The organism is Variovorax paradoxus, assembly GCF_000834655.1.
In the GTDB taxonomy this organism is placed as follows: domain Bacteria; phylum Pseudomonadota; class Gammaproteobacteria; order Burkholderiales; family Burkholderiaceae_C; genus Variovorax; species Variovorax paradoxus_F.
The window spans coordinates 1-11588 of sequence record NZ_JXQQ01000036.1 but is presented as its reverse complement, the minus strand read 5'-3'; the positions used below and the strand labels follow the sequence as shown (position 1 = coordinate 11588).

The following is an 11588-nucleotide window of genomic DNA, read 5'->3' as shown; positions in this document are numbered from 1 at the left end:
CCGCCCAGTACGACCCCGCCATCGTCAAGCTCTACAACGACGAACTCGCTCGCATCCGCAAGTAAGCCCCTTACCGAAGCTACCCATGAAGATCCTCGTCCTCCACGGCCCCAACCTCAACCTGTTCGGCCGCCGCGAACCCCACATCTACGGCAAGACCACGCTCGCCGAAATCAACGCGCAGCTGCAAGCGCTCGCGGTCGAACTCGGCGTGACGCTGGAGACCATCCAGTCGAACCACGAAGGCGACCTTATCGACTTCCTGCACACCCACATCGACGACGCGCAGGGCGCGCTGGTGAACCCCGCGGGCCTCACGCAGCATGGCGTGCCGCTGCACGACGCGATCAAGGCGATGCCGTTCCCGACCATCGAGGTGCACATGTCCAACATCGCCGCGCGCGAAGCGTGGCGCGCGCACTCGATCATCTCGCCGGCGGTCAAGGGCACGGTGCAGGGGCTCGGCCCGCTGTCGTACCTGGCCGCGCTGCGCGCGCTGGTCGAGATGCAGAAGCAAGCCCTGGCCGCGGCTGCGCCATGAACCGCTGGATCGACCGGTGCTGCACCGGCATCGAGGCGCTGATCGCGGCCGCGCTTGCGGTCATGGTGGTGCTCGTGTTCGGAAACGTGGTGCTGCGCTACGGCTTCAACTCCGGCATCACGATGTCGGAAGAAGTCTCGCGCTGGCTTTTCATCTGGATGACCTTCCTGGGCGCAGTGGTGGCGCTCAAGGAGCACGGCCACCTGGGCGTGGACATGGTGGTGCAGAAGCTGCCGCCCATCGGCAAGAAGATCTGCCTGGCCGTCAGCCACCTGGTGATGCTCTACATCGTGTGGCTGCTGCTCCAGGGCAGCGTCGCGCAGGCGCGCATCAACTGGGACGTGACGGCGCCGGTCACCGGCGCGTCGATGGCCATCGTGTATGCCTCGGGCGTGGTGTTCTCGGTGCTGGCCGGCTTCATCCTCGCGCTGGACCTCTTGCGCCTTCTCATGGGCCGCATCGCCGAGAGCGATCTCGTGATGGTGCAGGAGTCCGAAGAGGCGGTGCAGCTGCAGCAGATCCTCGGCAGCCAGGGCGCTGACCAGGGCAGTGCTCAGGGAGCGCGCAAATGACCATCCTCGTCTTTGTCGGCTCGCTCCTCCTGGCCATGGCGATGGGCATTCCCATCGCGTTCGCGCTGCTCGCGAGCGGCGTGGCGCTCATGTGGCACCTGGACCTGTTCGACGCGCAGATCCTCGCGCAGAACGTGATCGGCGGGGCGGACAGCTTTCCGCTCCTGGCCGTGCCCTTCTTCATGCTGGCCGGCGAGATCATGAACGTGGGCGGCCTTTCGAAACGCATCGTCGACTTCGCGCTCGCGGTGGTCGGCCATGTGAAGGGGGGCCTTGGCTACGTGACCATCATGGCCGGCTGCCTGCTGTCGGCGCTCTCGGGTTCGGCCGTGGCCGATGCCGCCGCGCTCACCGCGTTGCTGCTGCCGATGATGGTGAAGGCCGGCCACGACAAGCCGCGCGCGGCCGGCCTCATCGCGGCCACGGGCGTGATCGGGCCGGTGATTCCGCCGAGCATCGGTCTCGTGATCTTCGGCGTGGCGGCCAACGTGTCGATATCGAAGCTGTTCCTCGCGGCCATCGTGCCGGGCCTCTTGATCGGCGCGGCGCTGTGGCTCACCTGGGCCTGGCTGGTGCGGCGCGAGAAGATCGTGCCGCCGCCGCGCAAGTCGTCGGCCGAGATCTTCGCCACGTTCCGCAAGGCGATCTGGGCGTTGATGCTGCCGGTGATCATTCTGGTGGGCCTGCGGATGGGCGTCTTCACGCCGACCGAAGCCGCGGTGGTGGCCGCGGTGTATGCGCTCTTCGTCTCGACGGTGATCTACCGCGAGATCACCTGGCGCGACCTCTACGGCATCTTCGTGAGCGCAGCCAAGACGAGCGCGATCGTGATGTTCCTGATCGCCGCGGCGATGGTGAGCGCCTGGCTCATCACGGTGGCCGACCTGCCCTCCAAGATCGTCGGCCTGCTGGAGCCCTTCATGGGCAACCAGATCCTGCTGATGGTGGCGATCATGGTGATCGTGATGGTCGTGGGCACCGCGATGGACATGACGCCCACCATCCTGATCCTCACGCCGGTGCTCATGCCGGTGGTGAAGGCGGCGGGCATCGATCCGGTGTATTTCGGCGTGCTGTTCATCATCAACAACTCGATCGGGCTGGTCACGCCGCCGGTGGGCACGGTGCTCAACGTGGTGGCGGGCGTCGGGAAGATTTCGATGGACGACGTGACGCGCGGCGTGGTGCCATTCATGATCGCGGAGTTCGCCATCCTGTTCGTGATGGTGGCGTTTCCGCAGCTGGTGATCGCGCCGGCGCGGTGGTTCGGAGGCTGAGATGCCCATCGCCTCCTTCCCCGCCATGCGGCCCGCATGGCTGGCCGCCCTCGCGCTGCTGGTGCAGTTGCCCGCCATCGCGCAAGACCCCGAGCGCGAGGTATTGCCCGAGCAGCGCCAGGCGCTGGCCTTCGTCTCGCCCACCGGACTCGCGCCCCTGAACGGGAAGATGCTCTTCAGCGCCTTCCACATCGCATCGGGCCAGGAGCTGTGGATCACGGACGGCAGCAGCGCCGGCACCCGCATGCTGAAGGACATCCGCCCCGGCTTCCGCGGCTCCTTCCCGGCCGGGCAGACGCTGTTCAAGGGCCACGTCTACACGACGGCCACCGACGGCACGAGCGGCCTCGAACTCTGGCGCACCGACGGCACGGCTGCAGGCACCACGCAGGTGGTCGACCTGCGGCCCGGCGAGGAAGGCGCGATGCCCAGCGAGCTGACGGTGTTCCGCGACGCGCTGTACTTCGTGGCGGACGACGGCAAGACGGGGTTCCAGTTGTGGAAGACCTCGGGCACGGCGGAGACGACCACGCGCGTGTCGTCGATCAACGCGGGCCCGCGCGCGGTGACGCGGCAACTCACCGTCGCGGGCAAGCGCCTCTTCTTCACCGCGACCACGCGCGAGCACGGCCATGAACTGTGGGTCACCGAGGGAACGCCGGAGACCACGCGCCTGGTGAAGGACGTTCGCCCGGGCCTCGAAGATGCAGGCATCCAGGCGCTGACCGCCGTCGGCGACGACATCTACTTCACCGCGCACGACGGCGAGCACGGCGTGGAGCTGTGGAAGAGCGACGGCACCGAGCGCGGCACGCGCATGGTGAAAGACCTGCGGCCGGGCTCGTCGCCCTCGCGGCCCTCGCACCTGGTCGCGGTCGGCCGCACGCTGTACTTCGCGGCCGACGACGGCGTGCACGGCACCGAGCTCTGGAAGAGCGACGGCACCAAAGCCGGCACGACGCTTGTGAAGGACATTCGTCCGGGAGCGGGCGGCTCGATCTCGAGCCCGCTCGCGGCGATGGGCGGCCGCGTCTACTTCGCGGCGACCGACGGCGCGTCCGGCGCCGAGCTGTGGCGCAGCGACGGCACCGCCAAGGGCACCGTGCTGGTGAAGGACATCGCACCGGGCGCCGAGAGCGGATCGCCCGCGCGCTTCGCGGTGGTCGGATCGACGCTGTGGTTCTCGGCGAACGGCGGCGGCGCGACGGGCGTCGAGCCGTGGAACAGCGACGGCACCACGGCCGGCACGCGCGCGGTCGCCGACGTGGCCGCAGGTGCGCGCAACGCGCTGCCGCTGGGCTTTCGCGCGCTGGGCGACGCGGTGCTCTTCGCCGCCGACGACGGCCACGGCAACGAGCGGCTCTGGGCGCGCCACAAGGACGGCCGCGTGACGCTGATCGGCAATCCGCTCAAGGAACGCCTGCGCTGAAGGCCTGCGTGTCCGCGTAGTCGCGGAGCGCCTCGCTCATCGCCGCGACAAGCGCAGGATGCGTGGGGTTGTGCCCCGCGCCCTGCGCCCATTGCAGGGCAGCGCGGCCGTGGAGGATGTTCGCGAGCGCCTGCGCACCTTGCGGCGGGCACAGGGCGTCGTGCGTCCCGTGCACGATGAGCGTGGGGACTGCGGGCAGCGCGGTACATCGCTCCAGCAGCGTCGGCGCGCCGAGCCAGCAGCCGTGGTGAAGGTAATGGCTCTGCACGCGGTAGCGCGACACCAGCCGCTGCAACGCGTCGCCATCGCCCGGCGGCGCGGCGCTTCCGCCCGACATGCGCTGCTCCCAATCGGACCAGCACAGCGCGACCTCCCGCTGCCGTTCCCACGTTCCGTGCGCGAAGATGTCTGCGAGCACCGCCGTGATCGCGCATTGCCGGCGCCGTGCTTCGTCCCACAGCACGTGCCATTCGGACCCGCCGTGACGCGCCGTCCCCGCGAAGAAATCGTGGATGTCCGAAGCGCGCGCCAAAAACACGTTGCGCAGCAGCAGCCCCGCAACGGCCGAGGGTTGGTCCAGCGCATGCAGCAGCGCCAGCGTGGCGCCCCACGATCCGCCGACCACCAGCCACCGATCGACATGCAGATGCGCGCGAAGGAGCCGCAGGTCGTCGAGCAGGTCGGCGAGCGTGTTGTGCGCGATCGATCCTGCGGGCGTGCTGAGGCCCGCGCCGCGCTGGTCGGGGCAGACGATGCGGTAGCGCGCGAGGTCGAAGCCGCTGCGCAGCAGCGGCGAGCTTCCCGAGCCGGGCCCGCCGTGGAGCACCAGCGCGGGCAGCCCGTGCGGATTGCCGTGCTCCTCCACATGCATGACGTGGCCGCCGCTCAGCGGAAGCCGATGGACGCTCGTCATGCGCGAACCGGCTCAGCCGCGCGCATTGGCATCCGTGCGGAACACGAGTTCGCCCGCGCGCCGTGCGCCCGGCACGAAGCGAATCGGCGCGCCGACCTCGCGCGGGTCCGCCGCCCTGGCGACCATCGCCTCGACCTCTGCATGCTGCGGACTCTTCGGACAGACCGGGTCCGTGGCGGCGGCATCGCCGGTGAGGAGGAACGCCTGGCAGCGGCAGCCGCCGTGGTCTTTCTCCTTGTCTTCGCAGCTCTGGCAGGTGCTGCTCATCCAGCCGGTGCCGCGATAGGCGCCGAACGCCGGGCTCTCCTGCCAGATCTCGCGAATGGAATGATCGCGCACGCTCGGAAAGTCGAGGCCCGGCAGCATGCGCGCGCTGTGGCACGGCAAGGCCACGCCATCGGGCGCGACCACGAGGAACACGCTGGCCCAGCCGGCCATGCAGGGCTTGGGCTTGCCCTCTGCGTAGTCGGGCACGACCCAGAGGATCTTCATGCGGCCGTCCAGGCGCGGCCGGTGCGCGTCGACCACGGCTTCGGCTGTGGCCAGCGCCGCGCGCGTGGGCATCAGCATCTCGCGGTTGCGCCATGCCCAGCCGTAGTACTGCACGTTCGCCAGCTCGAGAAAATCCGCCTCCATCGACTCGGCCATCTCGATGATGCGCCCCACGTGCGGCAGGTTGTAGCGGTGCATCACGCAGTTCAGCACCATCGGGTAGCCGAGGTCCTTGATGGTGCGGGCCACGCGCTGCTTGAGGTCGAAGGTTCTTGTCGAGCTGAGGAAATCGTTGAGCTCGCGGCTCGAATCCTGGAACGACAGCTGGATGTGGTCGAGCCCCGCCTTCTTCAGCGCTTCGGCGCGCTGCGGCGTGAGGCCCACGCCCGAGGTGATGAGGTTGGTATAGAAGCCGAGGTCGTGCGCCGCCGCGACGAGCTCGGTGAGGTCGTCGCGCACCAGCGGCTCGCCGCCCGAGAAGCCCAGCTGCACCGCACCCATCGCGCGCGCCTCGCGGAACACGCGGATCCAATCGTCCGTGCCGAGCTCGTCGCCGTATTGCGTGTAGTCGACCGGGTTCGAGCAGAACGCGCAATGCAGCGGGCAGCGGTAGGTCAGCTCCGCGAGCAGCCACAGCGGCGGCTTCGCTGCCACGGCGCTGCGCAGGAGTTCACCGGATCCAGTGGCGTCCATGGGCCTGCTCCAGGAACTCGATCACGTCGGCGCGCAGGTCGGCTTCGCCGAAGGTGGTCTCCAGGTCGGCGACGAGCGCGGCCACGGAAGTCTTGCCGTCGCAGCGCTTGAGGATTTCGGCGGCCGGCCCGTTCAGCTTGATCATGCCTTCGGGGAACAGCAGCACGTGGCATTGCTGCGCGTCTTCCCATTGCAGCCGGTACATCGTGCCGATCGACGGCTGCGCGCTGTCGGTCCATTGCGTGGGGGTCATGGCTGCTGCTCTTTGGCCAGGTCGTCGGGGTAGGCGCGCTCGATGGCGTCGAGCATGGCCCAGAGGATGTCGAGCTTGAAGCCCAGGATCTGCAGCGCGCGCTCCTGCCGCTCGCGCGTGGTGCACCACTGCATCGCGACCTCCAGGCCGTGCTCCACGTCGCGGTCGGCCAGCGGGATGCGGCTGCGGAAGTAGTCGAGGCCCGAAGTGTCGATCCACGGGTAGTGCGTGGGCCAGCCCGCGAGCCGGTCCTTGTGGATGCGCGGCGCGAACATCTCGGTGAGCGAGGAGATCACCGCCTCCTGCCAGGGCGCGGTGCGCGCGAAGTTGACGTACGCATCGACCGCGAAGCGCACGCCGGGCAGCACCAGCGCGTGCGATTCGAGCGTCTCGCGCTGCAGGCCCGTGGCAATGCCCAGGCGCGTCCAGATCTCGATGCCGCCCGCGTTGGCGCCTTCGTGTCCGTCATGCCCGTCGTGGTCGAGCATGCGCACCACCCAGCGCCGGCGTGTCGCGCGGTCGTCGCAGTTCGAGAGGATGGCCGCGTCCTTCACCGGGATGCGGCATTGGTAATAGAAGCGGTTCGCCACCCAGCCGCGAACCTGGAACGGTTGCAACTCGCCCGCGTTGAGCCGGCGGTTGAACGGGTGATGGCTGTGGTAGCGCGACTCCATGGCGCGCAGGTTCGCTTCGAAGACCTGCGGCGACCACGCGTCATGTTGCTGCCATTGCTGCTGCTGTTGCGTCACTTGGTCAGAGCTCCAGTTCCATGCCGTCGAAGGCGACCTCGATGCCGCGGCGCGTGAGCTCCGCGCGTTCGGCGCCGTCCTCGTCGAGGATGGGATTGCTGTTGTTGATGTGGATGAGCACCTTGCGTCTTGCGGCGCAGGCGTCGAGCGCCTTCAGCATGCCGGGGCCGTGCGGTCCGTCGCATTGCGGCAGGTGGCCCATGTCGGCCGCGCGCTTGGTGCCCAGGCCCGCGGCGACCATTTCGTCTTCGGTCCAGAAGGTGCCGTCGACCAGCACGCAGTCGCATGCGTCGAGGCTCCTGCGCTCCGCGTCGCCGACCTGCGCAAGGCCCGGCGCGTAGAGCACGCGCTTGCCGGTGGCCGGGTCTTCGATGAGCACGGCGGCGTTGTCGCTGCGCACCTCGGTCTGCCGGCGCGGCGAATACGGCGGCGCCTTGCCGGGAACGGGCACCGCCTGCAGGCGCAGGCCGGCGATCTCGTGCCACGCGCCGCCACCGGGCTCGAGCGGCATCGGGTGCCAGGTCACGCCGCAGTATTTGTCGAGCGCGTTCAAGAGCGGCAGGCTGCCGGTGAGGTCTTCATGGGATTCGGGCGTGCAGTAGAGCTGCAGCCGCGGTCCTTCGCGCAGACTCAGAAGGCCTGCGACGTGATCGATCTGCGAGTCCATCAGCACCACGGCCTTGATGGGCGAGTGGCGCACGCCGTGCCGCGGCTGCAGCGCCTTCGACGCCCGCAGCTGCGCGCCGATGTCGGGCGATGCATTGAGCAGCACCCAGTCATCGCCATCGGCGGACACCGCGATGGAGCTTTGGGTGCGAGGGCTCGCGCGCACCCGTCCGGCTCGCTGGCCCGCGCACAGGCGGCAGTTGCAATTCCATTGCGGGAAGCCGCCGCCCGCCCCCGAACCTAGAACCAATATCTTCATACGCCCCAAAGAAAAACGGCACCGGTGGAAGCCGGTGCCGTTGTGGTCCGCTCTCAGCGAGCGGAGATGTACATCGTGATCTCGAAGCCGAAACGCAGCTCTTCGAACTCAGGCTTGCACCATTTCATCGCATTGCTCCTTCAGTGGTTGGGGTTGAGGGACGGTATCAATATACGACGATCTTGCCCGTAGGACGCGGGCTATGGCAGTCGTTGTAGAAGTACTCTCCGGGCGCATCGAAGGTGTGCGTGGCCGATTGGCCCGGGGCCAGGCGGAAGTTGAACCGGCCTTCGAAGAACTGCGTCGCGCAGTGCGTGTTGGCGTTCGCCGCGGGGTTGGTGAAGGTCACCGTCGTGTTCGCCGGCACGCGCATGAAGGTCGGCGTCATCGCGTTCACTGCGCTCGACTCGGCCGCGCCGGGCTCGTTCGCCGGCGTCTGCACGCGCGCGAGGAACACCGTGTTGGGCGTCGGCAGCGCCGCACCTTCCACCGCCGAACCGGACACCGGCCTGCGCACGACCGGCGGTGTCGGCGTTGCGGGCGGCTGCACCGTGCCGCCGACCTTGAAGGCCCACAGGCGGTCGCCGCGCGGTGCCGAGTCGCCGTACGGGATGCTCGTGCCGCCCGAGTACACCGCGACGTACTGCTCGCCGTCGATCTCGTAGGCGATCGGGCTCGCGCTGATGGCTGCGCCGGTCTGGAAGCGCCACAGCTCGCTGCCGTCGTTGGCATCCATCGCGAGGAGGTTGCCGTCGGGCTGGCCGATGAAGAGCAGGTTCGACGCGGTGGCCAGGATGCCGTTGCCGTGCGCGAGCGAGTACGGCATCTGCTTCTTCCACTTCACGAGGTTGGTGCTCGGATCGACCGCCACCACCGCACCCGTCATGTAGGTGCCCGGCGGGCGCAGGCCGTTGCTCGACTCGGTGAGCGAGTGCGCGGCCGACACGTAGCCCATGCCCGTGTAGACGAGGCCGGTGCGCTGGCTGAAGGCCTGGTGGTTCCAGTTCGCGCCGCCGCCGTGTCCGGGGATCGAGAGGATCGGCACGTCCCAGTGCGCGTCGTACAGGCACCCCTTCACGTAGTTGGGCACGGCGCGATTCGGGTCGCCGGGGATGGCGGTGCCCAGCGGCTGGTCGACGATGCAGGTCTCGGTCCACGCACCCTGGCGCGGCAGCGGCTGCGTGGGCCAGCTGGCCTGGCGGGCGTCCTGCTTCACCGGCACTTCGTCGATGCCCAGCGGCGCGCTGCCGTCCTTGCGATCGAGGATGTAGTACATGCCCGTCTTGCTGCCGTAGATGACGACCTTGCGGTCCTTGCCGTCGATCTTCACGTCCGCGAGAACGGGGGACATCACGTTGTCCATGTCCCAGATGTCGTGGTGCACCGACTGGAAGTGCCATTTGTATTCGCCGGTCTTCAGGTCGAGCGCGACGAGCGAGTTGGCGAAGAGGTTCAGGCCCGGGCGCGTGGAGCCGTTCTGCGACGAGCCGCCGCGCACGTTGCCGAAGGTCCAGTAGATGAGGCCGAGCTCGGGGTCCACCGCGGGATGGATCCACGGCGTGGCGCCTGCACGGTCCGATTCAGCAGCACCGCCCCAGGTGTCGTAGCCGATTTCGCCGGCGCGCGGCACGCCCCAGAACGAAGTCAGCACCTTGCCGGTCAGCGCATCGGCCGAGAACGCGGCGCCGCGATTGCCGTCGTTGGTGCCGAGGAAGAGGCGCTTGTCGTGATAGACCAGCGCCACCTTCTGCAGCGCGCCCTGGTAGTCGGGGTCGGTGGCGCTGCTCGGGTATTGCTTGATCCACGCGATGGCGCCGGTGTCGGTGCGCAGCGCGACGAGGCGGTTGCCGGTGGCGACGGTGAACACGAGGCCCAGGTCCTTCGCAACGGCCACGCCGCGTCGCGTGATCGAGCCGTAGGGCGTGGTCCATTTCCATTTCGTGAGGCCGGTCTTGCCATCGACCGCGATCACGTTGCCCACCGCGGACTCGATGTAGATCGTGCCGTCGACCACCACTGTCGTGCTCTGGTTGTTGCCGGCGGCCATGCCGCCTTCGATCTGGTTGACCCAGGCGCCGCCGAGCCTGGCGACCTGGGCCTTGTCGATCTTCGCCAGGCTGGAGTAGTTCTGGTTGCCCAGGTTGCCGCCGACCTTCGGGAAGTCCTTGTCGCCCGCGGTGCAGCAGTCCGACAGGGTGGCCGAGGGTGTGGCGGGTGCGGGCGGCGGCGGCGGCGTGCCGGGCCCCGGGGGCGGCGGCGCGGGCGGTGCCGGCACGACCGGGAACGAAGGCGAACCTCCGCCCGACGAGCCGCCGCACGCGGTGATCAGCAACGGCGATGCGAGCACGCCGCACGAAATAAGCAGCGTGACCAATGATTTTTTCTTCATGGATGTCTCTACTCGTTGAAGGTTGGAACGGGTGGGTTCGGGCAAGGCAGGTCGCCGTTACTCGGTGCAGAAAGGCGTGAGGCCCATCGCCGACTTGACGCCCTGCACGACCAGCTTCTGGAACTCGATGGCGCCCACGCCCGAGAGGTCCGCGGTGAACGAGTGCGCGTTGTGGCCGAGGGTCGTGAGCCATGCGCGGCCGCCGTCGTAGTACTGGCACCAGGCGACCGGATGGAAGTCCGCGTGGCCGGGGTGCGGCGCGGAGGTCAGCGGCTTCAGCGTGGAGGTGTCGACCTTGGCGAGGAACTTCACCTTCGTGGGGAAGGGCGTGAGGTTGTACCACTCGTCCTGGAAGGAGAATCGCTTGGGCACGTCCTTGGTCGAAGGGTCGTCGGAGACGATCTCGACATCGCCTGCGCGGTTCGGGCCGTGGTTGTAGAAGTTCGCGTTGCCCAGCAGGCCTTCGTAGTACGGCCAGTTGTATTCGGCACCGAATGCGTTATGCAGGCCGACGAAGCCGCCGCCGCGGCGCATGTAGTTGCGCAGGGCGGTGCGTGCGGCGTCCTGGCTCGTGGTGACCGCGCCGTTCCACAAGGTGTCGCGGTTCGAGCTCGCGAAGATGATGGCCTTGTAGTTGTTGATGCGGCTGCCGAGCACGGCAACGTCTTCGGTCCAGTCGACGGTGATGCCCTCGGCCGTCAGCATGCGCACGAGGCCGGCCTGCATGACGTTGTCTGGGTTCATCACCGGGTTCAGGCCGGCACCCATCGGCGTGCCCAGCACGGCGTGGCGCGGACCCGCGGTGCGCGAGTAGACCAGCACGCGGTCGGGCGTCGTGTCGAACGCGCCCCAGTTGTTGTAGCACTTGGGGTTGGTGCCGCGGCAGACGTTGTAGTAGGTGTCGAAGCTGTCGTCCGCTTCGGCCACGGGGTCGGTCGGCTGCACCGGCACTTCGTCGGTCGGTGCGGTGGGCGTGGTCGGTGCGGCCGGCGCAACGGGCTGGATCGGAAAGCCCGCGAACGACGAGCCACCGCCGCTGCCGCCGCCGCAGGCGGTCACCGCCAGCGCGAGCGCCGCGGTCGATGCAAGTCCGAAGAGGAAGGATCTGGAAGATTTCAAGGGTGTCTCCTTTTTTGGTCGAAGCGGGACCCACGGGGGCACGGCCCCGAGAGCGGATTGGCTGCTCGGCGGCGGCCGGCAGGAGCAGCGTGTGGATGAGGAATGCCGGCCGGAGAGGTCGGCGTCAGCCCGAGGCGTTGTTCGCGGCGAGCGCGAGTGGCCGGGCGGTCATGGCTTGCGGATGCGAGCGAGTTCGTCGTTGTAGAGCTTGACGATGGCGGGGTCGTACTGGGCGG

General features: G+C 68.5%; 12 protein-coding genes. 4 read left to right on the top strand and 8 right to left on the bottom strand.

All coding sequences use genetic code 11. The features are described 5' to 3' along the window. Positions 1 to 85: 85 nt before the first annotated feature. The 4 genes from RT97_RS16625 to RT97_RS16610 are packed head-to-tail and all read left to right on the top strand — an operon-like array spanning position 86 to position 3819. Positions 86 to 541, top strand: a complete 456-nt coding sequence (locus RT97_RS16625; RefSeq protein ID WP_042579906.1) for a type II 3-dehydroquinate dehydratase — start codon at positions 86 to 88, stop codon at positions 539 to 541. Continuing rightward, on the top strand, positions 538 to 1113 hold the full coding sequence (locus tag RT97_RS16620; RefSeq protein ID WP_042579905.1) for a TRAP transporter small permease: 576 nt from the start codon (positions 538 to 540) through the stop codon (positions 1111 to 1113). The genes RT97_RS16625 and RT97_RS16620 overlap by 4 nt, the downstream gene beginning before the upstream one ends. Beyond that, positions 1110 to 2390, top strand: coding sequence for a TRAP transporter large permease (locus RT97_RS16615; protein ID WP_042579904.1), 1281 nt, complete (start codon positions 1110 to 1112; stop codon positions 2388 to 2390). The genes RT97_RS16620 and RT97_RS16615 overlap by 4 nt, the downstream gene beginning before the upstream one ends. Position 2391: 1 nt before the next feature. Continuing rightward, positions 2392 to 3819 (top strand): ELWxxDGT repeat protein, encoded by a 1428-nt coding sequence (locus RT97_RS16610; protein WP_042579903.1) that lies wholly within the window; start codon positions 2392 to 2394, stop codon positions 3817 to 3819. Here the strand turns inward: RT97_RS16610 and RT97_RS16605 are convergent. The 8 genes from RT97_RS16605 to RT97_RS16575 are packed head-to-tail and all read right to left on the bottom strand — an operon-like array spanning position 3800 to position 11352. After that, complete coding sequence (locus RT97_RS16605) at positions 3800 to 4732, bottom strand: alpha/beta fold hydrolase (protein ID WP_042579902.1); 933 nt, start codon at positions 4730 to 4732, stop codon at positions 3800 to 3802. The two genes, RT97_RS16610 and RT97_RS16605, sit on opposite strands and share 20 nt — an antisense overlap. A 12-nt stretch (positions 4733 to 4744) precedes the next feature. Beyond that, complete coding sequence (gene pqqE / locus RT97_RS16600; protein WP_042579901.1) at positions 4745 to 5917, bottom strand: pyrroloquinoline quinone biosynthesis protein PqqE; 1173 nt, start codon at positions 5915 to 5917, stop codon at positions 4745 to 4747. Further along, positions 5895 to 6170 carry a pyrroloquinoline quinone biosynthesis peptide chaperone PqqD gene (pqqD, locus tag RT97_RS16595; RefSeq protein ID WP_042579900.1) on the bottom strand — a complete coding sequence of 92 codons (276 nt, stop codon included), beginning with the start codon at positions 6168 to 6170 and terminating at the stop codon, positions 5895 to 5897. The genes pqqE and pqqD overlap by 23 nt, the downstream gene beginning before the upstream one ends. After that, on the bottom strand, positions 6167 to 6919 hold the full coding sequence (pqqC, locus tag RT97_RS16590) for a pyrroloquinoline-quinone synthase PqqC (RefSeq protein ID WP_042579899.1): 753 nt from the start codon (positions 6917 to 6919) through the stop codon (positions 6167 to 6169). Before pqqC ends, pqqD begins: the two co-directional genes overlap by 4 nt. 4 nt (positions 6920 to 6923) lie before the next feature. Next, positions 6924 to 7844 (bottom strand): pyrroloquinoline quinone biosynthesis protein PqqB, encoded by a 921-nt coding sequence (gene pqqB / locus RT97_RS16585; RefSeq protein ID WP_042579898.1) that lies wholly within the window; start codon positions 7842 to 7844, stop codon positions 6924 to 6926. Between the two features lie 53 nt (positions 7845 to 7897). Continuing rightward, entirely contained in the window at positions 7898 to 7972 is a 75-nt protein-coding gene (pqqA, locus tag RT97_RS34145) for a pyrroloquinoline quinone precursor peptide PqqA (protein WP_080898329.1), read from the bottom strand. A 38-nt stretch (positions 7973 to 8010) separates the two neighbouring features. Beyond that, positions 8011 to 10233 (bottom strand): outer membrane protein assembly factor BamB family protein, encoded by a 2223-nt coding sequence (locus tag RT97_RS16580; protein ID WP_042579897.1) that lies wholly within the window; start codon positions 10231 to 10233, stop codon positions 8011 to 8013. Positions 10234 to 10290: 57 nt separating this feature from the next. Continuing rightward, positions 10291 to 11352 carry a ThuA domain-containing protein gene (locus RT97_RS16575; RefSeq protein WP_042579896.1) on the bottom strand — a complete coding sequence of 354 codons (1062 nt, stop codon included), beginning with the start codon at positions 11350 to 11352 and terminating at the stop codon, positions 10291 to 10293. Positions 11353 to 11588: the final 236 nt, after the last annotated feature.

Excerpts from the sequence above, each read along its gene's own strand:
- RT97_RS16625 (WP_042579906.1), top strand. The coding sequence starts at position 86 with ATGAAGATCCTCGTCCTCCACGGCCCCAACCTCAACCTGTTCGGCCGC.
- RT97_RS16620 (WP_042579905.1), top strand. The coding sequence starts at position 538 with ATGAACCGCTGGATCGACCGGTGCTGCACCGGCATCGAGGCGCTGATC.
- RT97_RS16615 (WP_042579904.1), top strand. The coding sequence starts at position 1,110 with ATGACCATCCTCGTCTTTGTCGGCTCGCTCCTCCTGGCCATGGCGATG.
- RT97_RS16610 (WP_042579903.1), top strand. The coding sequence starts at position 2,392 with ATGCCCATCGCCTCCTTCCCCGCCATGCGGCCCGCATGGCTGGCCGCC.
- RT97_RS16605 (WP_042579902.1), bottom strand. The coding sequence starts at position 4,732 with ATGACGAGCGTCCATCGGCTTCCGCTGAGCGGCGGCCACGTCATGCAT.
- pqqE (WP_042579901.1), bottom strand. The coding sequence starts at position 5,917 with ATGGACGCCACTGGATCCGGTGAACTCCTGCGCAGCGCCGTGGCAGCG.
- pqqD (WP_042579900.1), bottom strand. The coding sequence starts at position 6,170 with ATGACCCCCACGCAATGGACCGACAGCGCGCAGCCGTCGATCGGCACG.
- pqqB (WP_042579898.1), bottom strand. The coding sequence starts at position 7,844 with ATGAAGATATTGGTTCTAGGTTCGGGGGCGGGCGGCGGCTTCCCGCAA.
- RT97_RS16580 (WP_042579897.1), bottom strand. The coding sequence starts at position 10,233 with ATGAAGAAAAAATCATTGGTCACGCTGCTTATTTCGTGCGGCGTGCTC.